Here is a 23,268-nt window from a genome sequence, read left to right on the forward strand (position 1 = left end):
GGTGGGCCCATTTTCTTATCCCACGGCGGCGCACAGCGCCTGGAAAACTAGCCCAGGATGTCCAATGCGGCACGCACAATGCTGTCGGTGTCGATACCGTGATGGCGGTAGACATCCTGGATCGAGCCGGATTGGCCGAATCGGGACACGCCCAGGGCGGTCAGACGCACGCGGTGGACGTTGGCGAGAAATGCCAGAGTATGGGGATGGCCGTCGAGGACGGTCACCATTGGCGTCACCCGGTCGGCGGGAAAGAGCTGATCCAGGATCCAGGTCTCGCCCTCTTCGCGACCCTGACGAGCCCGCCACGCTGTGAAGAGCAGTCCCGGACTGGTCACACAGATCACGTCGGCTGAAACACCCATGTGCTCCAACCGATCTGCAGCTTCGAGCGCTTCGGTCACCATCGCGCCCATGGCGATGACGGTCACCTGCGCCCCGGCACGGCGGCGGAGGGGATATCCGCCGGCGACCACCTGCCGGCGGCGCCGTTCACGAGCAGCCGGATCGGTCGGTACCGCGGCCAGCGACTGGTCGACAGGTCGTGTCGACAGGCGCAGATAGGCTGAACTGCCGTCGGGTCGGCCGAGCCGGGCGATGCTGGCCAGCAGCGTCCATTCGACGTCGATAGCGAAGGCCGGCTCGTAGCTGATGCACCCGGGCTGCTCCAGGCCGATCGACGGGGTCTTGATTGACTGGTGGGCACCGCCTTCTGCGGCGAGGCTGACACCTGACGGTGTTCCGACGAGGACGGACTGGCCCCCGGCATAGATGCTGAACGACCACGGCTCCAACGCACGTTCGACGAACGGATCGTAGAGGACTCCGATCGGGAAAAGCGGCTGACCCCAACGGCTCCAGGTTGCGCCGAGTTCACCGAGGAGCCCCACCAGATTGGTCTCGGCGATCCCCAGTTCCATGTGCTGGCCGCTGGGCCGTTCGTTCCAGTGCATGATCGTTTGGGCATCATCGGCGAACCAGTCTCGCCGTTCCGCGGCCGACCACACTCCGACTTTGTTGACCCAGCCGCCGAGATTTGTCGTGGAGCTGACGTCGGGGCTCACCGTCACCACGCGTTTGGCGGCATCGGGTGCCTCGCGGGTGAGATCGAGCAACACCCGCCCGAGGGCGGCCTGTGTGGTGGTTGTGCCTTTGGGAATACGCCCGATGTCGACGGGGACCGCTGGCGGGCTCTGCATCGACACGGGTTCGCGGCGCAACCGCTGGGCGGTGGCCGCACAAACCCGGCCGGCGTCGGTGTCAGGGTCGAAACGCCGCCACGGCTGTTGCGGGTCCATCCCCAGTCGTGCTGCCAGGTAACGGTATTCATCGTCGCTGAGTAATGCTGAGTGGTTCTGCGGATGTCCTTCGGTGGGCAGACCGTAGCCCTTGATGGTGTAGGCGATGATCACCGTCGGGCGGGTGTCGTCGATTTGGCGGTAGGCGTCGGCGAGAGCAGCCAGATCGTGGCCGCCTAAGTTGCGGATCGCGGTGGTCAACATCGCGTCGTCGAGAGTCGCTATCAATCGGGCGATTTCTGCGCTGGTGGAACCGTCGCCGGGAAGACGCAGCCGAAGCTCATCGGCGTCGCAACGCAGCAGGCGCTGATATTCCGGATTGGTCATCTCCAGGATCCGGGTGCGTAGCGCCTGGCCACCGGGCTGGGTGAACAACGATTCGAGGAGCCCACCGAACGTGACCGTGATGACCTGCCAGCCGGCAGCGGCGAACATGTTCCCCAGTCGACGTGCGGCGATGTTGGGTACTACGCGGTCCAGGGACTGGCGATTGAGGTCCACGATCCACACCACTTCACCGAGTTCGCAGATCCCCGGATCGACGACGGCTTCCCACACGGCGCCTTCGTCGAGTTCGGCATCGCCAACGAGCGAATACTGGCGGCCTTTTCCGCTCGCACCACCATGAGTGTCGATGTAGCGGCGTGCCAACGCTCCCCAGATCGGTGCAGTCGCACCGATTCCCACCGAACCGGTGGAGTAATCGACAGGATCGGGGTCTTTAGCCCGACTCGGATAGGCCTGCAAACCGCCGAACTCACGAAGCATGCCCAGATACTTCTCGTCGAGCGTGCCGAGTAGATAGTTCACGCTGTGCAGCACCGGAGCAGCGTGGGGTTTGACCGCGACGCGGTCGCAGGACTGCAGCTGCTCGAACCACAGTGCGGTCATGATCGTTACCATCGACGCACTCGATGCCTGATGCCCGCCCACCTTCAGTCCCGAGGTGTTGGGGCGCCCGCGGTTCGCGTGCTGAATCATCGCCGTCGAGAGCCACAGCACCCGCTCTTCGATGGCGTGCAAGGCGTCGAGTCTGGCGGCCGCGGGATCCGGCCCACCTGCAGCGACGGAGTTCATATCTTCCGCCTCCAAGCGCATAGAGACGGTCCGATCCCAGCAAGCGGTAGCAATAATGGCAAGAGTTACGATGCAAGATGAGCATCTTGCTCATAATTTACACGGGATTACGGGTGGAGGTTAGCGTTGTGCCCAGATCGGGGCGCGTCGTCGACGACATCGATGCGCGAATACTGCAGGCGCTGACCGGTGACCCGCGAGCCACCGTGGTCGCGCTGGCGCAGGCTACCGGGCTGGCCCGTAACACCGTCCAGTCGCGGCTGGCCAAGTTCGAGCGCGACGGTGTCCTGCGGTCTTTCGAGCGGTGCATAAATCCCGCCGTATTGGGCTATCCGTTGGCGGCGTTCGTTCTGGTCGCCGTGACGCAACGCAAGTTGGGGCCGATAGGCGATGCGCTGGAACTCATTCCTGAAGTTCTCGAGGTGCACGGCCTCAGCGGTGCCACGGATCTACTCGTGCAGATCGTCGCCCGCGACGCCGACGACCTTTACCGGGTCGCCGGCCAGATCCTCCACATCGACGGGGTGGAGAAGACCACCACAGGCTTGGTGATGCGCCGGCTCGTCGACTTCCGGCTCACCCCACTGCTGGAATCGATCGCCGAAGAGCCGACCCCCTGAATCGCGTCCGCCACGCGAGCCCGCAAACTCCCGCCGGACGTCGTCGCGACTAGCCCAGCGATGCCAGCGCACGCACCAACTGGTCGACCTCGCCCATCGTCGAATAGTGCGCCAGACCCACGGTGACCGCGCCACCGACGTCGTTGACGCCGATCACGTCGAGCACCCGGGAGCTGGCGTTGGAGATCGCCAGAATTCCGTTGTCCGCCAACCGCTGCACCACCCGCTCCGCGGGCACCTCCTGGATCGCGAAGCTGACCACGGGTATCCGCGTCTCGGGTCGGCCGATCACCGTCACCAACGGCAGCGAGCGCAGCGAAGCCATCAGGTAGTCGAATAATCGCTGCATGTAACCGGCCGCGGATTGCATCGACAGCAAAAGCCGTTCGCGTCTGCTCCCGCGAGCCGACTCGTCGAGCGAGGCGAGGTATTCGATGCTGGCGACCAAGCCGGCCAGCATGCCGTACTGGTGCAGGCCGAGCTCCAGGCGCGCTGGCCCGGTGGCGTGCGGGTTCGTCGATACCGAGCCGAATGAGTTGATCAGCGCGGGAGTGCGAAAAGCCAGCGCCCCGACCGGCGGACCGCCCCAGCCCACGGCGTTGACCGCCACCACGTCGGCGTCGATTTCGTCGATATTGATCACCCGGTAGGGCGCGGCCGCGGAGTGGTCGACGACGACCAGGCCGCCGACGTCGTGCACCAATTTCGTCACCGGCCGCAAATCGGTGACGGTGCCCAAAGTGCCCGACGCCGACGTGACGGCGACCAGCCGGGTCGGCTTGCCGATCAGGCTCTCCCACTGCCAGGTCGGCAGCTCCCCGGTCTCGATGTCGACCTCGGCCCATTTGACCCGGGCGCCGAACCGGTTTGCCGCACGCAGCCACGGGGCGATGTTCACCTCGTCGTCGAGGCGGGTGACGACCACTTCGTATCCCAGGCCGGCCCGCGACGCCGACGCATCGGCCAACGACGACAGCAAAATCGCGCGGTCGGCGCCGAGCACCACCGCGTGCGGATCGGCGTTGACCAGATCCGCCACCGCCTGGCGGGCGGCCTCGAGCACCGCGGCGCTGCGCCGCGCGGACGGATGCGGGCCCACGGCGCTGGGAAACGACCCCCGGAATGCGGTGGACACCGTGGTGCCGACCGATTCGGGGATCAGCATGCCCAACGGCGCGTCGAAATGCACCCATCCGTCGCCCAGCGACGGATGCAGTCCGCGCACCCGGGCGACGTCGTATGCCATGCCAGCCACCTTAGAGTCCCAGATCCGGCAAACCGTGACGGCATCGGGCACCCGGATGCGTCCCCGCCGTCTCGAGCCGGGTCACCCGGCCAGCCATACTAGTCCAGTGGGGCTGACGTTCGGAATCCTGATCGCGTTGTTTTTGCTGATCGTGCCGGGGGCGATTGTTGCGCGCAGCTATCAGCTCACCTGGCCCAGCGCGCTGACAGCCGGCCCCGCGCTGACTTACGGGGTTGTTGCGCTGGCGATTATCCCGTTCGGCGCGCTCGGAATCCCCTGGAACGGCGCGACGGCAGCGGCCGCGCTGGTGACGGTAACCGTTCTCGCGGCGACTTTGCGAGTGTTGCTGGCCCGCTACCGCGACGCCGCGGCCGAATCTCGGGCGGTGACCGGCCGGCCGGCGATGGCGGTCGCCGCCGGCGTGCTGCTGGGCGCGCTGCTGATCTGGTACGCGGCGCTGCGCGGCATCCCGCACTGGCAATCCATCCCCAGCACCTGGGACGCCGTCTGGCACGCCAACACCGTGCGGTTCATCCTCGACACCGGCCAGGCGTCGTCGACACACATGGGCGAGCTGCGCAACGTGGAAACCCATGACATCCTCTACTATCCGTCGGCCTTCCACGCGCTGGTCGCGCTGGACTGTCAACTGACCGGCGCCGCACCCACCACCGGCTACACGCTCAGCGCGCTGGCCGCCTCGATATGGCTGTTCCCGGTCAGCGCGGCCGCACTGACCTGGCGCGCACTGTCCGGGCGGCTGACCCAGTGGCAGACCGCCGGGTCGGCGGCCGCCGCGGCAGCGCTGTCGGCGTCGTTCACCGCGGTGCCCTACGTCGAGTTCGACACCGCTGCGATGCCCTACCTGGTGGCCTGCGGCCTGGCGGCGCCCGCTTTCGTGCTGACCACCTCGACGTTGCGCCACCGCGACCGCGTGCCGCTGGCGGTGCTGGCGCTCGTCGGGGTCATGTCGGTGCACCTGTCCGGAGGGGTGATCGTCGTCCTGTTGCTGGCGGCGTGGTGGTTGTTGGAGGCGCTGAGACACCCGGTTCGCGGCCGGCTCGCCGACGCCGCGACGCTGGCCGCGGTCGTGGCGCCCACCATCGCGGTGATGTTGCCGCAGTTCCTCAGCGTGACCAAGCAGGAAGACGTCATCGCCGGGCACGCGTTTTTGACGTACCTGAGCACGAAGCGCGGCGTGTTCGATGCGATCTTTCAGCACTCCCGCCACCTCAACGACTTTCCGGTGCAGTACGCGCTGATCCTGCTCGCCGGCGCCGGCGGGTTCGTCCTGCTGATCAGGAAGATCCTGTGGCCGCTGGCGGTGTGGCTGCTGCTGATCGTGGTCAACGTGGACGCCGGCACGCCGCTGGGGGGGCCGATCGGCACGCTGGCCGGCGGGGTGGGCGAGTTCTTCTACCACGATCCGCGCCGCGTCGCGGCGGCCACCACGCTGCTGCTGGTACCGATGGCCGGGGTCGGATTGTTCACCCTGGTCGTCCAGCTGGTCGCCGTGGTGAGACGGACGGCCGGCCGGCGCCGGTGGACGCCGGCGTGGGCGGGTGTGGCCGCAGTGGCGCTGGCCGCGGCCACGCTGGTCAGCGCCTGGCACTACTTTCCCCGGCACCGGTTCCTGTTCGGCGACAAGTACGACTCGGTGATCATCGACGGGCGCGACCTGGAGGCGATGGCTTACCTGGCCCGGCTGCCCGGCGCCCGCGACACCCTGGTCGGCAATGCCAACACCGACGGCACCGCGTGGATGTACGCGGTTGCCGGCTTGCATCCGCTGTGGACGCATTACGACTACCCTGTGCAGCAGGGCCCGGGTTATCACCGCTTCGTGTTCTGGGCCTACGCCGACGACGCCGACACTGATCCGCGGGTGCCCGAGGCGGTTGGGCTACTGAATATCCGCTACGTGCTGATCAGCAAGCCGACGGTCCGGGGCTTCGTGATGCCCGAAGGGCTAGTGTCACTGGAGAAGTCCACGTCGTGGGTGAAGATCTACGACAACGGCGAGGCCTCCATCTACGAATGGCGCGGCACCCCCGAAGCGGGAGCGGCAACCCGAGACGGCCCCAGCGGCCCCTAGTAAGGAGCGTGACCGGATTGAGCACCGACAGTGGCGAGGACAACGTCGAGGTGATCGGAGGAGCTGACTCTTCATTCCCGGGCGGGGCGCCGGAGGCCGATTCCGAGAACGACCGGTCGCTGACCGATCTCGTCGAACAACCCGCGAAGGTGATGCGGATCGGCACCATGATCAAACAGCTGCTCGAGGAGGTGCGCGCGGCTCCGCTCGACGCGGCCAGCCGCAGCCGGCTGCGGGAGATTCACGCCACCAGCATCAAAGAGCTCGAAGAGGGGTTGGCGCCGGAGTTACGCGACGAACTCGACCGGTTGACGCTGCCGTTCAGCGACGATGCGCCCTCGGACGCCGAGTTGCGCATCGCGCAGGCCCAGCTGGTCGGCTGGCTGGAAGGGCTCTTCCACGGCATCCAGACCACACTGTTCGCGCAGCAGATGGCGGCCCGCGCGCAGCTTGAGCAGATGCGCCAGGGGGCGCTGCCGCCGGGCGTCTCCCGGCCGGGCGCGCACGGCCACGCCGGCACCGGACAGTACCTCTGAGCGACCCCCGTGGCCGTACCGCGCATCGAGACCCGCAACGCCTGGGTGGAGTTCCCGATCTTCGACGCCAAGTCGCGGTCGCTGAAGAAGGCGTTTTTAGGCAAGGCCGCCGGCGGCACGATCGGGCGTACCCCTTCCAACGTGGTGGTCATCGAGGCGTTGCGGGACATCACCATGTCCCTGGAGCTGGGTGACCGTGTCGGGCTGGTCGGCCACAACGGGGCCGGCAAGTCGACGCTGCTGCGGCTGCTGTCGGGCATCTACGAGCCGACCCGCGGGTCCGCCTCGGTCACCGGCCGGGTCGCACCGGTGTTCGACCTCGGCGTCGGCATGGACCCGGAGATCTCCGGCTACGAGAACATCATCATCCGCGGACTGTTCCTGGGCCAGACCCGCCGGCAGATGCTGGCCAAGGTCGACGAGATCGCCGAGTTCACCGAGCTGGGAAAATACCTGTCGATGCCGCTGCGCACCTATTCGACCGGGATGCGGGTCCGGCTGGCGATGGGGGTGGTCACCAGCATCGACCCGGAGATACTGCTGCTCGACGAAGGTATCGGCGCGGTGGACGCCGAGTTCCTGAAAAAGGCCCAGCACCGGCTGCAGCGCCTGGTGGAGCGGTCCGGAATCCTGGTGTTCGCCAGCCATTCCAACGAGTTCTTGGCGCGGTTGTGCAAGACCGCGATGTGGATCGACCACGGCACTATCCGACTGACCGGCGGCATCGAGGAGGTCGTGCGGGCCTACGAGGGTGAGGACGCCGCCCGGCACGTGCGTGAGGTCGTGGCCCAGACCACCGCCGGACAGGTGCCGGAGTGAGCCAGGTGTGCGCCGTCGTGGTCACCCACCGGCGCCCCGACGAACTGGCCACGTCGCTGGACGTGCTGACCACCCAGACCCGGCGACCCGATCACCTGATCGTGGTGGACAACGCGCCCGACGACCGGGTCCGGGATCTGGTGGCCGGCCAACCCCTCCCGACGACCTATCTGCCTTCCCGCCGCAACCTCGGTGGCGCGGGAGGTTTCGCGCTGGGCATTTTGCATGCTCTGGCGCTCGGTGCCGACTGGGTGTGGTTGGCCGACGACGACGGCCAACCGGCCGACACACGGCTTTTGGCCACGCTGCTGGCCTGCGCCCAGCGGCACCGGCTGGCGGTGGTGTCGCCGATGGTGTGCAACATCGACGACCCGGCGCGGCTGGCATTCCCGCTGCGCCGCGGCCTGGTGTGGCGCAGGCGGGTCGGCGAGCTGCGCACCGACGACCGACACGACCTGCTGCGCGGCATCGCGTCACTGTTCAACGGCGCCTTGTTCACCGCGTCGGCGTTCGAAGCCATCGGTGTCCCGGACCTGCGGTTGTTCGTTCGCGGTGACGAGGTGGAGATCCATCGCCGGCTGGTTCGCTCCGGGCTGCCGTTCGGCACCTGCCTGACCGCGGCCTACCTGCACCCGTGCGGGTCGGCCGAATTCAAACCGATCCTGGGCGGGCTGATGCACACCCAATACCCCGACGACCCCGCCAAGCGGTTCTTCACCTACCGCAACCGCGGCTACCTGCTGTCGCAGCCGGGCCTGCGCAAACTACTGGCCCAGGAATGGCTGCGGTTCGGCTGGTTTTTCCTGGTCTCCCGCCGCGACCCGAAAGGCCTGCTGGAGTGGATGGCCCTGCAGCGGTCGGGCCGCCGTGAACAGTTCAGGCGCCCGTCATGACGACCATCGATGCGGCGTCCCGGTCCAAGACACTCGCCCGCGCGTGGCGCGACCTGGTCGACGGTTACCGGCGCCGCGAACTCTGGCTGCACCTGGGCTGGCAGGACATCAAGCAGCGGTATCGCCGCAGCGTGCTGGGCCCCTTCTGGATCACGATCGCCACCGGCACGACCGCCGTGGCGATGGGCGGCCTGTACTCCAAGTTGTTCCACCTGGAGTTGTCGGTGCACCTGCCGTACGTCACGCTGGGGCTGATCATCTGGAACCTGATCAACGCCGCGATCATGGAGGGCGCCGACGTGTTCGTCGCGAACGAGGGGCTGATCAGGCAATTGCCGGCACCGCTGAGCTTGCACGTCTACCGACTGGTCTGGCGGCAGGTACTGCTGTTCGCCCACAACATGGTCATCTACGCGGTGATTGCGATCATCTTCCCCAAACCGTGGTCGTGGGCCGACCTGGCGGTCATTCCCGCACTGGGCCTGATCGTGCTCAATGCGGTGTGGGTTGCGCTGTGCTTCGGCATTCTGGCGACCCGCTACCGCGACATCGGCCCACTGCTGTTTTCGGTCGTGCAGCTGCTGTTCTTCATGACACCGATCATCTGGAACGACGAAACCCTGCGCCAACAGGGTGCCGGCCAGTGGGCCAAAATCGTCGAGCTCAACCCGCTGCTGCACTACCTCGACATTGTGCGGGCGCCGCTGCTCGGTGCCCATCAAGAGCTGCGGCACTGGGCGGTCGTGGTGGTGCTGACCGTCGTCGGCTGGGTGCTGGCGGCGTTCGCGATGCGCCAGTACCGCGCCCGGGTGCCCTACTGGGTGTGACTCGCCCGATGTCGTCGCGGCCTTGTTGCGGCCGAGCCGCCGCACGGCCAAAATTGGCGAGCAAAACAACTCGATCGAGGCGCTTCGGGGTTGGTACTCGCCGCTGCGCCCCAAGGAACAGGTGCAAAGGTGAGCGAACACGTCGGATCCACAGGCCTTTCGCGTAAAACTCGCGAACGGATCGCCGCGGAGCTGGACCGGCTGCGACAACGGCGCGACCGCCTGGAGGTCGAAGTCAGAAACGACCGCGGCAACGTCAGCGACCACGCCGATGCCGCCGACGCCATCCAGCGCGCCGACGAACTGGCCAGCCTCGACGAGCGGATCATCCAACTGGATCGACTGATGCAGGCCGGTCCGTCGCCGTCGAACGGCGATACCCTGCCCGATGGGACCGAGGTCAAGCTCCGGTTCGCCGACGGCGCGGTGGTGACGATGCAGGTGATCTCCGTGATCGAAGAGACACCGATCGGCGGGGAGGCCGAGGCGCTGACGGCCGGCAGCCCGCTGGGGCTCGCGCTCGTCGGCCGCAAGCCCGGCGACAAGGTCACCTACACCACGCCGATGGGGGAAAGCCAGGTCGAGCTGCTCGACGTGAAGTACCCGACGTGAGCACCCGCGACCCGTAGACTGCCCGCGATGGCCGAGATCGCCCCACCGCGCCCACAGCTGAGTTTGGCGACGCAGGCGTGGCGGTTCGTCGTCGCCGGCGGCCTGTCGGCGATCGTCGACTACGGCCTCTATGCGTTTCTGGATCTGGTGGCGCGGGTGCAAATCGACGCGGCCAAGGCCACCAGCTTTGTCGCCGGCACCGTTACCGCGTACCTGATCAACCGCCGCTGGACGTTTCAGGCGGCACCCAGCACCGCCCGATTCGTCGCGGTCATGGTGCTCTACGCGATCACCTTCACCGCGCAGGTCGGCATCAATCACGTGTGCCTGGAGCAGTTCGGATACCACCACCATGGGTGGGCGAAGCCGGCCGCGTTCGTGATCGCCCAGGGAACCGCCACCGTGATCAACTTCGTCGTGCAACGCTCGGTGATCTTCCGGCTCCGCTGAGCCGACCCGGTAGCCTCTGTGACGATGTTTTCGTCCACGTTTCCCACGACCGCCACGCGACTGACCGGCTGGGGTCGCACCGCGCCGTCGGTGGCACAGGTGCTGCGCACCGCGGACCCGGAGGTGATCGTCAAGGCGGTGTCCCGGGTGGCCGATGCCGGCGCGTCGTCGAGCACCAGAGGCGTGATCGCCCGCGGATTGGGACGCTCCTACGGCGACAACGCCCAAAACGGCGGCGGCCTGGTGATCGACATGACGGCGCTGAACCGCATCCACTCCATCAGCGCCGACACCCACCTGGCCGACGTCGACTCCGGCGTCAGCCTGGACCAGCTGATGAAGGCCGCGCTGCCGTTGGGGCTGTGGGTGCCGGTGCTGCCCGGCACCCGGCAGGTCTCCGTCGGCGGCGCGATCGCCTGCGACATCCACGGCAAAAATCACCACAGCGCCGGCAGCTTCGGCAACCACGTCGCGTCGATGGAGCTGCTGACCGCCGACGGGCAAATCCGCCACCTCACCCCCGACGGCGAGGACGCCGACTTGTTCTGGGCCACCGTCGGCGGCAACGGGCTGACCGGGATCATCGTGCGCGCGAGCATCGAGATGACACCCACTGAGACCGCATACTTCATCGCCGACGGCGACGTCACCGCCGGCCTCGAGGAGACCATCGCGTTCCACAGCGACGGCAGCGAAGCCAACTACACCTATTCCAGCGCCTGGTTCGACGCGATCAGCGCGCCGCCGAAGCTGGGGCGCGCGGTGATTTCACGCGGGTCTTTGGCAACCGTGGAGCAATTGCCCAAAAAACTTCAGAAGGATCCGCTCAAATTCGATGCACCACAATATTTTACGGTGCCCGACATCTTTCCCAACGGCTTGGCCAACAAGCCGGTCTTCGGCACGCTGACCGAACTGTGGTACCGCAAGTCCGGGACCTATCGCGGCAAGACGCAGAACCTGACGCAGTTCTACCATCCGCTGGATATGGTCGGCGAATGGAACCGGGCTTACGGTCCGGCCGGTTTCGGGCAGTACCAATTCGTGGTGCCCGTCGAGGCCGTCGAGGAATTCAAAGGCATCATGCACGCCATCCAGCGCTCGGGTCACTACTCGTGGCTCAACGTGTTCAAGCTGTTCGGCCCCGGCAATCAAGCACCGTTGAGTTTCCCGATTCCCGGCTGGAACATCTGCGTCGACTTTCCGATCAAGCCCGGGCTCAACGAGTTCCTCCAGGAGTTGGACCGCCGGGTGCTGGAATTCGGCGGTCGCGTCTACACCGCCAAGGACTCCCGGATCGCCGCCGAGACATTCCATGCCATGTATCCGCGCATCGATGAGTGGATCGCGCTGCGCCGCAAGGTCGATCCGGCCGGAGTCTTCGCCTCGGACATGGCCCGACGTTTGGAGTTGCTCTAGATGGTGCACCGATGGTTCTAGATGCCGTGGGAAATCCGCAGGCCATTCTGCTGCTCGGCGGCACCTCCGAGATCGGACTGGCGATCTGCGAACGCTACCTGCGCAACGCGCATGCGCGCGTCGTGCTGGCCTGCCTGCCCGGCGATCCCGGCCGCGACGACGCGGTCGCCCAGATGACGGCCGCAGGCGCTCAATCGGTGCAGCTGATCGACTTCGACGCGCAAGACACCGGCAGCCATCCGGCGGTGATCGACGCCGCCTTCGCCGACGGCGACATCGACGTTGCGATCGTGGCGTTCGGGCTGCTCGGCGACGCCGAAGAACTCTGGCAAAACCAGCGCAAGGCGGTCCAGATCGCCGAGGTCAACTACACCGCCGCGGTGTCGGTGGGGGTGCTGCTCGGGCAGAAAATGCGCACCCAGGGTTTCGGGCAGATCATCGCGATGAGCTCGGTCGCCGGCGAGCGGGTCCGGCGGTCCAACTTCGTCTACGGCTCCACCAAAGCCGGCCTGGACGGTTTTTACCTGGGACTCGGCGAGGCCTTGCGCGAGTACGGCGTTCGGGTGCTGGTGATCCGCCCCGGTCAGGTGCGGACCCGGATGAGCGCCCACATCAAGGAAGCACCGCTGACCGTCGACAAGGAGCACGTCGCCGAACTCGCGGTCACCGCAGCCGCGAAAGGTAAGGAATTAGTTTGGGCGCCAGCCGCATTCCGCTATGTGATGACGGTATTACGACATCTTCCCCGGCCTATTTTCCGCCGGCTTCCGCTCTGAAGATGCGCGACGCGCTGGCCACCCTCGGCCAGATGGTCCTCGCCGCGGCGGTGGCGGTCTTGGTCGCGGTCGTCTCGCTGCGGGCCGTCGCCGGGGTGCACTGGCCGGCCTACCCGTCGTCGAATCAGCTGCACGCGCTGACCACCGTCGGCCAGGTCGGCTGCCTGGCCGGGCTGATCGCGGCCGGCTGGCTGTGGCGGCGGGGACTCCGGCTGGCAGCCCGGCTGTTGGCGCTGGTGTTCTGCTCGGCGTTCTGTGTGGTGACGTTGGCGATGCCGCTGGGCGCCACCCGGCTCTACCTGTTCGGCATCTCGGTCGACCAGCAGTTCCGCACCGAATACCTGACTCGGCTGACCGACAGCCCCCGGCTGCAGGACATGACCTATGTCGGGCTGCCGCCGTTCTACCCACCGGGCTGGTTCTGGCTCGGCGGGCGCGCCGCCGCACTGAGCGGCACGCCGGCCTGGGAGATGTACAAGCCCTGGGCGATCACCTCGATCACGATCGCGGTCGCGGTGGCACTGGTGACGTGGTGGCGGATGCTGCGCTTCGAGTACGCGGTGCTCGTCACGATCGCGAGCGCTGCGGTCACCCTCGCCTACAGCTCCACCGAGCCCTACGCGGCGATGATCACGGTGCTGACGCCGCCGGTGCTGGTGCTGGCCTGGTCGGGCTTGCGCGCCGGCGAGCGATCCGGCGGGTGGGCGGCGGTGCTCGGCGCCGGGCTGTTCCTGGGTTTCACCGCGACCTTCTACACGCTGCTGTTCGCCTACAGCGCGGTCACCCTGGCACTGATGGCGCTGGTGCTGGCCGCAGCGCGCCGGCGCCGCGGCCTGCGGGCGGCTCTCGACCCGCTGCTGCGGCTGGCCGTGATCGCCGGCATTGCCGCGGCCATCGGGAGCATCACCTGGCTGCCGTTTCTGCTGCGCGCCGCGCGCAGCCCGGTCAGCAACACCGGCAGCGCGCTGCACTATCTGCCGGCCGACGGCGCCGTCCTGAGTTTCCCGATGCTGCAGTTCACCTTGCTGGGCGCGCTGTGCATGCTGGGCACGCTGTGGCTGGCGGTGCGGGCGCGCACCAGCGCCAGAGCCGGCGCGCTGGCCATCGGCGTGCTCGCCGTCTACCTGTGGTCGCTGCTGTCGATGCTGAGCACGCTGGCCCGCACCACGCTGCTGTCGTACCGGCTGCAGCCGACGCTGACCGTGCTGCTGGCCACCGCCGGCGTGTTCGGCTTCGTGGATGCGACGCTCGCGCTGGCCCGTAGATCAGACCGGCGGGTTGTCGGGGTGGCCGCCACGGTAGGGCTGGTCGGCGCGATCGGTTTCAGCCAGGACATTCCCGGCGTGCTGCGGCCCGACCTCACCGTCGCTTACACCGACACCGACGGCAGCGGCCATCGCGGCGACCGCCGCCCGCCCGGCTCGGAACGCTACTACGCCGCCGTCGACGCCACGATCACCCGGACGACCGGGCGGCCCCGCGACCACACCGTCGTGCTGACCGCCGACTACAGTTTCCTGTCCTACTACCCGTATTGGGGCTTTCAGGGGTTGACGTCGCATTACGCCAACCCGCTGGCGCAGTTCGACAAGCGGGCCGCCGCCATCAGCAGCTGGTCCAAACTCAAGACCCCAGCGCAATTCGTGCACGCGCTGGACACGCTGCCATGGCAGCCGCCGACCGTGTTTCTGATGCGCCACAGCGGGCACGGCCCGGCGGGCAGCTATACGCTGCGGCTGGCCGAAGACGTCTACCCCAATCACCCCAACGTGCGGCGCTACCCCGTCGATTTCAGCCCCGAACTGTTCGCCGAGCGGTACTTCACCGTCACCGACATCGGACCGTTCGTGCTGGCCATTCGCAAACCGTAAGGTGAACGACTGATGGCGACCGCAACAGCCCAGGTCGGGCACCTACCGCCGAGCTCCGGAAGCGCCGCGGGCCCGCGCTACCGAGTGCCCCGCGTCGTCGCCGCCGTCGCCGGCCTGCTCGGCGCGCTGCTGGCGATCGCCACCCCCTTCCTGCCGGTCACTCAGACCACCGCCGAGCTGAATTGGCCGCAAGACGGCAGGTTCGCCAGTGTGGAGGCCCCGCTGATCGGCTACGTGGCCACCGATCTGCGCATCACCGTCCCCTGCCAGGCCGCCGCGGGCCTGACCAAAGCCCGCAGCGTGCTGTTGTCGACGGTCCCCAAACAGGCGCCCAAAGCCGTCGACCGCGGCTTGCTGGTCGAGCGGGTCAACGACGACCTGGTGGTCGTGGTGCGCAATATCCCGGTGGTGGTCGCGCCGCTACGCGAGGTGCTGGGCCCACGCTGCCAGAAGCTGGTCTTCACCGCGCACGCCGACAAGGTCACCGGCGCGTTCGTCGGGCTCACCCAGGGACCCAACGGTGAGCACCCCGGCGAACCGTTGCGCGGCGAGCGCGGCGGCTACGACTTCCGTCCGCAAATCGTCGGGGTGTTCACGGATTTAAGCGGACCCGCCCCGCCGGGGCTGATCTTTTCGGCGACGATCGACTCCCGCTACAGCAGCTCGCCCACGCCGCTGAAGCTGGTCACCATGATCCTCGGGGTCGCGCTGACCATCGCCGCGCTCGTCGCGCTGCACATCCTGGACAGCGCCCTGCAAACCGCCGGGGCCGTCCGGCGCCGGCGCCTGGTGCCGTCGCGCTGGTGGTCGGTCGGCGGGTTGGACGCGCTGGTCACCGCGGTGCTGGTGTGGTGGCATTTCGTCGGCGCCAACACCTCCGACGACGGATACATCCTGACCATGGCCCGGGTGTCCGAACACGCCGGGTACATGGCCAATTACTACCGCTGGTTCGGCACCCCCGAGGCCCCGTTCGGCTGGTACTACGACCTGCTGGCGCTGTGGGCCCACGTCAGCACCGTCAGCATCTGGATGCGGCTGCCCACCCTGATCATGGCGCTGACCTGCTGGTGGCTGATCAGTCGGGAAGTCATCCCGCGGCTGGGCCACGCCGTCAAGCACACCCCGGCGGCGGCCTGGACCGCGGCGGGAATGTTCCTGGCATTCTGGCTGCCGCTGAACAACGGCCTGCGCCCGGAGCCGATCATCGCCCTCGGCATCGTGCTGACCTGGTGCTCGGTGGAACGCGCGGTGGCCACCAGCCGGCTGCTGCCGGTGGCGATCGCCTGCATCATCGGCGCGTTGACGCTGTTCTCCGGGCCCACCGGCATCGCCTCGATCGGCGCGCTGCTGGTCGCGATCGGACCGCTGCGCACGATCCTGCACCGCCGGTCCAAGCAGTTCGGACTGCTGCCGTTGGTCGCGCCGATCCTGGCCGCGGCGACCGTCACGCTGATCCTGATCTTTCGTGACCAGACCTTCGCCGGCGAAATCCAGGCCAGCCTGCTCAAATCCGCAGTCGGTCCCGCCCTGAGCTGGTTCGACGAGCACATCCGCTACGAGCGACTGTTCATGGCCAGCCCGGACGGGTCGGTGGCCCGCCGCTTCGCCGTGCTGGCGCTGCTGTTCGCGCTGGCGGTGTCGGTGGCCGTGTCGCTGCGCAAGGGCCGTATTCCGGGCACGGCCAGCGGACCCAGCCGGCGCATCATCGGCATCACGGTCATCTCGTTCATCGCGATGATGTTCACCCCGACCAAGTGGACCCACCACTTCGGGGTGTTCGCCGGGCTGGCCGGCTCGCTGGGTGCGCTGGCCGCTGTCGCGGTCACCGCGACGGCGATGCGGTCGCGGCGCAACCGCACGGTGGCCGCCGCACTGGTGCTGTTCGTGATGGCGCTGTCGTTCGCCAGCGTCAACGGCTGGTGGTACGTCTCCAATTTCGGTGTGCCGTGGTCGAATGCGTTCCCGCAGTGGCAGTTCGGATTCACCACCATGCTGTTGGGCGGCACTGTGCTGGTGCTGTTGGTCGCAGCGTGGTTCCATTTCGTCGACGACGGCGCCGCCCCACCGACCCGCAACACGCCGCGATTGGCCCGGATTGTGCGGGCCCCGTTGGCAATCGCGGCGTGGGTGTTGGTCTTGTTCGAGGTGCTGTCGTTGACGTTGGCAATGACCCAGCAATACCCGGCCTGGTCGGTGGGCCGCTCCAACCTGCAGGCTTTGTTTTCGGGCGCCGACAAGACCTGCGGGCTGGCCGACGACGTGCTGGTGGAGCAGCATCCCAATGCCGGCATGCTGGCGCCGGTCGGTGTGCCGGTCAAAGACGCGCTGGGTGCCGGATTGGACGAAGGATTCAGCCCCAACGGCATTCCCGCCGACGTCTCCGCCGACCCGGTGATGGAACGCCCCGGCGACCGCACCTTTGTCGGCGACGACGGGTTGATCACCGGCAGCGAAGCCGGCACCGAGGGCGGCACCACCGTCGCGCCGGGCATCAACGGTTCCCGGGCGCGGCTGCCCTACAACCTCGATCCCGCCCGCACCCCGGTCCTGGGCAGCTGGCGGCCCGGCGTGCAGGTACCGGCGATGCTGCGGACCGCGTGGTATCGGCTGCCCGCCGAAGAACAGCGCGACCAGGCAGGACCGCTGCTGGTGGTGTCGGCCGCGGGCCGGTTCAATCCCGACGAGGTGCAGGTGCAGTGGGCCGACGACCGGCAGGCGGCCGCGGGAAAACCGGGCGGCTCGGTGGTATTCGGCGATGTGGGCGCGGCCCCGGCCTGGCGCAACCTGCGGACGCCGTTGGCGGCGATCCCGCCCAGCGCCACCGTGGTGCGTCTGGTCGCCACCGACAACGACCTGGCGCCCGCGCACTGGATCGCGCTGACACCGCCCCGGATCCCGCGACTTCGCACCCTGCAAGAGGTGGTGGGCTCGCACGACCCGGTGCTGCTGGACTGGCTGGTCGGTCTGGCGTTTCCCTGCCAGCGGCCGTTCGGCCATCAAAACGGTGTCGTGGAGGCGCCGAAGTGGCGGATCCTGCCCGACCGGTTCGGCGCGGAGGCGAACTCGCCGGTCATGGACAACAACGGCGGCGGGCCGCTGGGTATCACCGAGTTGCTGGACCGGGCGACGACCGTGCCGACGTATCTCAAAGACGACTGGTTCCGGGACTGGGGCGCGTTGCAGCAGTTGACGCCGTACTATCCCGACGCCACGCCGGCCCGACTGGATCTCGGGTCGAGGACCCGCAGCGGGCTGTGGAGCCCGGCACCGCTACGGCACTGACACTGGCGAGATTGACGGGTCAGCCGACCGCCGGGGAGGCCAGCTCGGCGGTGTCGGCGTCGTCGGCACCGGGGCCGGCGACGGGCCGACGATAGCCGGGCCGGGAGCGCACCGGCAGCGGCCACCAGAACCAGCGCCCCAGCAGCGCGGCGATCGACGGCGTCATCAGCGAGCGCACCACCAGCGTGTCGACCAGCAGGCCCAGGCCGATCGTCGATCCGCCCTGCCCGATGGTGTGCAGTTTGTTGACCACCAACGCGCCCATGGTGAAGGCGAACACCAGGCCGGCCGCGGTGACGACGCCGCCGGTGCCGCCCATCGCGCGGATGATGCCGGTCTTGAGCCCGGCGCCGATTTCTTCCTTGAACCGCGAGACCAGCAGCAAGTTGTAGTCAGATCCCACGGCCAGCAAAATGGTGACCGCGAACGGCAACGTCATCCAGTTCAAGTCCAGTCCGACGATGTGCTGCCATACCAGCACCGACAGCCCGAAGCCGGTGGCCAGCGACAGCACCACGGTGCCGACGATCACCAGCGAGGCGAACAGCGCCCGGGTCAGCACCAGCATCACGATGAAGATCAGCATCAGCGCGGCCATGGCCTCAACCATCACGTCGTATTTGGTGGATTCCTGGATGTCTTTCCAGGACGCCGCGGTGCCGCCGAGATAAAACTTGGCGTTGGCCAGCGGGGTTTCCTTGACGGCTTCCCGCGCGGCGCGGATTTCGGAGTCGACACGCGAGATTCCCTCGGTGCTGGCGGGGTTGCCGTCGTGGGTGATGATCATGCGGGCGGCTTTGCCGTCGGGTGAGACCAGCAGTTTGAGTCCCTGCTGGAAGTCGTGGCTGCCGAACACTTCCGGCGGGATGTAGAAAAGACCGTCGATCTTCGCGGCGTCGAAGTACTTGCCCATCAAGGTGGCGGTGTCGGTCATCCGGTCCATCTGGGTGACCAGGTCGGAGAAACTGCTGTAGAGGGTCAAAAACGTGGTCTGCATGGATTTCGCGACGTCGATCATCGGTGGTATCAAATTGACCAGCTTTTGCGACGCGTCGGCGCTTTTTTGCAGGTCTTTGGCCAGGTCGTGGAAGTTGTCGGTAAGCCTGTCGAAGCCGTCCAAGGCGTCGAAGACCGAGCGCAGCGACCAGCATATCGGGATGTCGAAGCAGTGCTTCTCCCAGTAGAAGTAGCTGCGCATCGGGCGCCAGAAATCGTCGAAATCGGCCAGATGATCCCGGATTTCGTCGGTGACGGCAGCGGTGTCGGCGGTGACTTGAGCGCTGTCGCCGATGGAGTTGGTCAGTTCCTGTTGCACTTGGTACATGTGCTCCAGCGTCGCGATCTGCACGCCGAGGTCGTCGCGGCTGAGCTTGAGAATGTCGTCGAGGCGGGCTTTGAGGTAATGCAGGTTGTCCCGGATGGGGATGGGGCCCATCGAGATCTGAAACGGTATGGTCCCGTGCTCGATGTTGTAGCCCAGCGGCCTGGTGATGCTTTGCACCCGGGCGATTCCGGGGATCCGGAAGATGTTAACCGCGATGCGGTCCAGGTCGAGCATGTCGGTCGGATTGCGAAGATCGTGATCGGCCTCGACGAGCAAGATGTCGGGATTGAGCCGGGCATAGGTGAAATGCTGTTCGGCGGCGGCGTCGCCGATATTGGACACCATGTCGGCGGGGGTGTAGGGACGGTTGTCGTAGGCGGTCTTGTATCCGGGCAGGGCCAGCCCGCCGATCACCGAGACGACCAGGGCGCCGGCCAAAATCGGTGCGGGCCAGCGCACGACCGCGGTGCCGATGCGTCGCCAACCCCGCACGTTGGGCGGCCGTTTCGGGTCGAGCAGGCCGACCCGGCCGCCCGCCACCAAGATGGCCGGCACCAGCGTCAGTGAGGCCACGATCACGACGACCAGACCGATCGCGCAGGGGATCGCCAGCGTGTTCAGATACGGCAACCGGGTCAGGCGCAGGCACAGCATCGCTCCGGCCACCGTCAGCCCCGAACCCAGCACGACGTGGGCCACCCCTCGGTAGGTGGTGAAAAACGCCGCCCGGCGGTCCTGGCCCGCGTGACGCGCCTCGTGGTAGCGGCCGATGAAAAAGATCGCGTAATCGGTTCCCGCGGCGATGACCAGCGACATCAACAGGCTCACGGCGAACGTCGTGAAACCTAGGATACCGAAGCTGCCGATCACCGCGACGACGCTGCGCGACACGGCCAATTCGACGAAAACCACCAGCAACACCAGCAGCACAGTGACAACGGAGCGGTAGACGATAACCAGCATGATCGCGGCGACGACGATCGTGATCGCGACCCGCTGGCCCATGCTCTTGTCGCCGGCTTCGGTGGTGTCGGTGGTCAGCGGCGCCTGCCCGGTGACGTAGGCCTTGACGCCGGCCGGCGGGTGGGAGTGCGCGACGAGTTCCTCGATGCCGTGCACCGAGTCGTCCGCGGCCGTCGTGCCCTGGTCTCCGACGAGGTTGACTTGCACATAGGCGGCCTTGCTGTCGGCGCTTTGGTTGCCCGCCGCCGTGATCAGGTCGCCCCAGTAGTTCTGCACGTGCTGGACATGTTTGGTGTCGTGTTCGAGTTCGGTCACCAGCCCGTCGTAGTAGCGGCGCGCGTCGGCCCCCAACGGTTTGTCGCCGACCAGGACCACCATCGCGACGCTGTCGGAGTCGAATTCTTCGAAGTCCTTGCCCATCCGCTTCATTGCGATCAGCGACGGGGCGTCGGGGGGCAGCAAAGCGACGGTGTTGTCCCGCTCGACTTTTTCCAGCTTCGGCGCAGTGACGAACAGAACGACGGTCAGTCCCAGCCAGGCTACGATGATCGGCACCGCCAGTCGGTGAATCGTGCGGGCCGGCAACGATTCGCGATTGTGGTCGCCGCTCATGCGGCCTTGTCCAAACAGAACGTCTGGGCGTTGAGGTTGGTGTTGGAATGCTCGTCGGTGACCCGCCCGTCCACGACGATGCGACAGCCGATCGTCTCGCTATCGCCCTGGGCCACCACCGCGGCGAAGACGCCCGGAAGGGTCGTGGTCACGGTGTAGGACCACGGCAACGTGGTGAAGTTCGCCCCGTGCGGCTGAGCGTTTTCGTCGAGGTAATTGACATGTCCGGCGGTACCCGCGGGGCCGAACACCTCGTAGGTCACCCGCTTGACGTTGATGGGCACAATCGTCTCGACCGGTCCCGCCGCCCCGAGACGATGCGAGCCGAAAATTCCGTGCAGCCGGTAGGCAATGAATCCGCCGACCAGCACCACCACCGCGATGAGCAGCGGTATCCACATCCGTTTGAGAATTCCCAGCACCACAGCTCAATTCAGCCGCGGACCCGGCACAGCCGATATGAACGACGCCACAACTACCTATCGTGGTCGTCGACTACGGCCGATCGGCAGGACGAAATTTACCTAGGAGTTTCACACCCAGGTAACCAGCGGTGCGCTACCATCACGCCGTGACGACGCTGGGAGAGTTTCTTCGTGCCCGTCGCGAGGCGATGACGCCCTGTGTGCAGCGCGACGCCACGTTCCCGCGCCGACGGCGCACCCCGGGGCTGCGCCGCGAAGAGGTGGCCGCGCGGGCCGGAATCAGCGCCGACTACTATGCCCGGTTGGAGCAGGGACGCGAAAACCACCCTTCGGTGCAGGTCCTGGACGCTTTGGTGACCGCGCTGGGCCTGTCTGCGGACGAGGCGGCCTATTTGTACGAGCTCGCGACCCCGCACCACCGATGGCGCAGAAGACCCGGTTCTGCCCAGGAGCCGGCGGAGTATCTGGTTCTGCTCATGCAGGCCTGGACGCTGGGGCCCGCCTACATCGTCAACCATCGGTGCGACGTACTGGCCGAAAACCCGCAGGCATCGCTGCTTTTCGAGCAATTCGAGGTCACCGGGAATATTCTCCGGCTTATTTTCCTCGATCCCGAGGCGAAGAGCTTTTGGGTGAATTGGGAGTCCTACGCCAAAACCACTATCGCCACCCTGCACCGTATCATGGGCGCCGACCTCGACCAGCCGGACGTGGTCGAGATCATCGATGAGATCTCCCGCGAGAGCCCCGATTTCGTCAGGATGTGGAAAAGTCACGATGTCGGTGTCTTCGACGGCAACGTCAAACGGCTCAAGCATCGCGACTTCGGCGAGCTCGAGTTCGGCTACGAACTACTGTCGGCCGCCAGTGCGCCCGGGCAATTGCTGGTGGTCCACACCAGCAGCAACAACGAGACCTTGTATTCGATGGGGCAATCGGCGTGACGCGACCCGTAGCAGCCCGAGTCTGACCGGGTGTGCATTCCTCGATTCGCGAACCTCGGCAAATCTCGATTCTTCCGGCTGGTCGTGGTGGCAGCCACGCTGCTGACCCTTGATGGCTGCGCGCCCGTTGTGCCCTATGACGGCCCCTATGACGGCCCCTCTGATGACATTGATACATCACCGCCGGCGACAACATCTGTTTTGTCCCAGGTTCCACGGCCGTATCCAACGTTTCAGCCAAAGATGCCGCCGCCTGCGCGCCACCTCTTTGTGGCAGACATCAGCGCCCTCCCGCCGGATCAGAAGCGGCTGCAGGTGACGCTCCAGGGCATCGTCAACCGCAGTCAGCCGCGTGTCTATCTAATCTGGGGACCGAATGACCAATTCTGGCTGCAACAAATGCGACAGCAGGGGCAAACTGACACGCCAAACGTGGTCGAGCAACCTTTGTCGTTGGTGGATCTCTTCCGCAATGATATACACGGAGCAGTAGTACCGGATCCGCAGGTATATGTTTCACCGGATATCGCCGTAAATATTGCTGCGGTAGAAAATTTGGTGGTCGCCACGCCTGCTCTGGCGCGAGATTTACATTTGCCAATCAGAGTGGATTTGCGTGGACATTTTGCCAATGACGTGCAAGCTTTAGCGCATCTGAGGACAGAGCTTGCACCGAAGATGAATCCCTACCTGTTTCTTTCTCTGGCTCCCGATGAATTGGCAGACGGCGCCGAAGATCAGATCATCGCCGCACGTGGCATCACCTTCTGGATCACCGTCCCGAAAGAGAAATCTGCGCCGGGAGCCAACACGGCTGGCGAAAAGGGGCAAATAGAAAAACTGTTTGCCGCTACTCCGCTGGCCGGGGTGGTGCGGGGCTTCTGGTGGAATGGTCCCGGCAGGGGGCTAGGGGAAGCCGACGGCGTCCGGCTGGCATCAGAATTCGGCAAGGTGACTGTGGTCAGCAACCATATACATAATTTGTCCGTATTCAGCGGCGTCCCGCTAACGAAGCTCGACCAGAAATTCGTTCCGCCTCGAAAACTGGATCGGTCCAAGATCTATCTCTCTTTTACGATTTCCGATGGTGATAATCTCAATACTTGGCAGGATTTCTTCTCGAATTGGTTCGAAAGCCCCTATCATGGCAAATTCGCGGTCGGGTGGGGTATGGGG

Annotated in this window: 18 protein-coding genes; 14 read left to right on the plus strand and 4 right to left on the minus strand. The window is 66.4% G+C overall.

Going from position 1 to position 23,268, the window contains the following annotated elements; genetic code table 11:
• Positions 1-47: 47 nt before the first annotated feature.
• Entirely contained in the window at positions 48-2,375 is a 2,328-nt protein-coding gene (locus tag F6Q13_RS13625) for a transketolase C-terminal domain-containing protein (protein ID WP_293057321.1), read from the minus strand.
• A gap of 128 nt (positions 2,376-2,503) precedes the next feature.
• Here F6Q13_RS13625 and F6Q13_RS13630 point away from each other — a divergent pair, with 128 nt between their 5' ends.
• Positions 2,504-2,995: an Lrp/AsnC family transcriptional regulator gene (locus F6Q13_RS13630; RefSeq protein WP_293057324.1), complete on the plus strand. Its 492-nt coding sequence runs from the start codon at positions 2,504-2,506 to the stop codon at positions 2,993-2,995.
• A 49-nt stretch (positions 2,996-3,044) separates the two neighbouring features.
• Here F6Q13_RS13630 and F6Q13_RS13635 read toward each other — a convergent pair whose 3' ends face one another.
• Positions 3,045-4,241, minus strand: a complete 1,197-nt coding sequence (locus tag F6Q13_RS13635) for a cysteine desulfurase-like protein (protein WP_293057327.1) — start codon at positions 4,239-4,241, stop codon at positions 3,045-3,047.
• A gap of 106 nt (positions 4,242-4,347) precedes the next feature.
• On the opposite strand from F6Q13_RS13635, the gene F6Q13_RS13640 reads away from it, so the two are divergent.
• The 11 genes from F6Q13_RS13640 (at position 4,348) to F6Q13_RS13690 (ending at position 17,824) form a co-directional block, all read left to right on the plus strand.
• On the plus strand, positions 4,348-6,336 hold the full coding sequence (locus F6Q13_RS13640; RefSeq protein WP_293057330.1) for a DUF6541 family protein: 1,989 nt from the start codon (positions 4,348-4,350) through the stop codon (positions 6,334-6,336).
• On the plus strand, positions 6,279-6,872 hold the full coding sequence (locus tag F6Q13_RS13645) for a bacterial proteasome activator family protein (RefSeq protein WP_293057332.1): 594 nt from the start codon (positions 6,279-6,281) through the stop codon (positions 6,870-6,872). Before F6Q13_RS13640 ends, F6Q13_RS13645 begins: the two co-directional genes overlap by 58 nt.
• A gap of 9 nt (positions 6,873-6,881) precedes the next feature.
• The gene (locus F6Q13_RS13650; protein ID WP_293057335.1) at positions 6,882-7,691 is read left to right on the plus strand and encodes an ABC transporter ATP-binding protein; all 810 of its coding nucleotides are present in this window, start codon (positions 6,882-6,884) and stop codon (positions 7,689-7,691) included.
• Entirely contained in the window at positions 7,688-8,584 is an 897-nt protein-coding gene (locus F6Q13_RS13655) for a glycosyltransferase family 2 protein (RefSeq protein ID WP_293057338.1), read from the plus strand. Before F6Q13_RS13650 ends, F6Q13_RS13655 begins: the two co-directional genes overlap by 4 nt.
• Positions 8,581-9,411 carry an ABC transporter permease gene (locus F6Q13_RS13660; RefSeq protein WP_293057340.1) on the plus strand — a complete coding sequence of 277 codons (831 nt, stop codon included), beginning with the start codon at positions 8,581-8,583 and terminating at the stop codon, positions 9,409-9,411. Before F6Q13_RS13655 ends, F6Q13_RS13660 begins: the two co-directional genes overlap by 4 nt.
• 129 nt (positions 9,412-9,540) lie before the next feature.
• Complete coding sequence (locus F6Q13_RS13665) at positions 9,541-10,023, plus strand: GreA/GreB family elongation factor (protein ID WP_293057343.1); 483 nt, start codon at positions 9,541-9,543, stop codon at positions 10,021-10,023.
• 27 nt (positions 10,024-10,050) lie between these two features.
• Entirely contained in the window at positions 10,051-10,473 is a 423-nt protein-coding gene (locus F6Q13_RS13670) for a GtrA family protein (protein ID WP_293057346.1), read from the plus strand.
• 24 nt (positions 10,474-10,497) lie between these two features.
• Positions 10,498-11,892, plus strand: coding sequence for an FAD-binding oxidoreductase (locus F6Q13_RS13675; RefSeq protein WP_293057349.1), 1,395 nt, complete (start codon positions 10,498-10,500; stop codon positions 11,890-11,892).
• Positions 11,893-11,903: 11 nt separating this feature from the next.
• Positions 11,904-12,668: a decaprenylphospho-beta-D-erythro-pentofuranosid-2-ulose 2-reductase gene (locus F6Q13_RS13680; protein ID WP_293057352.1), complete on the plus strand. Its 765-nt coding sequence runs from the start codon at positions 11,904-11,906 to the stop codon at positions 12,666-12,668.
• A 2-nt stretch (positions 12,669-12,670) separates the two neighbouring features.
• A complete protein-coding gene (locus tag F6Q13_RS13685; protein WP_293057355.1) occupies positions 12,671-14,539 on the plus strand; it encodes a galactan 5-O-arabinofuranosyltransferase in 1,869 nt (622 codons plus the stop codon).
• Positions 14,540-14,551: 12 nt separating this feature from the next.
• Entirely contained in the window at positions 14,552-17,824 is a 3,273-nt protein-coding gene (locus F6Q13_RS13690; protein WP_293057358.1) for an arabinosyltransferase domain-containing protein, read from the plus strand.
• Between the two features lie 19 nt (positions 17,825-17,843).
• Here the strand turns inward: F6Q13_RS13690 and F6Q13_RS13695 are convergent, their stop codons facing one another.
• Positions 17,844-20,723, minus strand: coding sequence for an RND family transporter (locus tag F6Q13_RS13695; protein ID WP_293057361.1), 2,880 nt, complete (start codon positions 20,721-20,723; stop codon positions 17,844-17,846).
• The gene (locus F6Q13_RS13700) at positions 20,720-21,124 is read right to left on the minus strand and encodes an MmpS family transport accessory protein (RefSeq protein ID WP_293057364.1); all 405 of its coding nucleotides are present in this window, start codon (positions 21,122-21,124) and stop codon (positions 20,720-20,722) included. The genes F6Q13_RS13695 and F6Q13_RS13700 overlap by 4 nt, the downstream gene beginning before the upstream one ends.
• A 170-nt stretch (positions 21,125-21,294) precedes the next feature.
• Here F6Q13_RS13700 and F6Q13_RS13705 point away from each other — a divergent pair, with 170 nt between their 5' ends.
• Both F6Q13_RS13705 and F6Q13_RS13710 read left to right on the plus strand, forming a co-directional pair.
• Complete coding sequence (locus F6Q13_RS13705) at positions 21,295-22,092, plus strand: helix-turn-helix transcriptional regulator (protein WP_293057367.1); 798 nt, start codon at positions 21,295-21,297, stop codon at positions 22,090-22,092.
• A 30-nt stretch (positions 22,093-22,122) separates the two neighbouring features.
• Positions 22,123-23,268: GxGYxYP domain-containing protein (locus F6Q13_RS13710; protein WP_293057369.1), on the plus strand; the 1,146-nt coding region annotated here is incomplete at its 3' end.

The organism is Mycobacterium sp. (genome assembly GCF_008709575.1).
In the GTDB taxonomy this organism is placed as follows: domain Bacteria; phylum Actinomycetota; class Actinomycetes; order Mycobacteriales; family Mycobacteriaceae; genus Mycobacterium.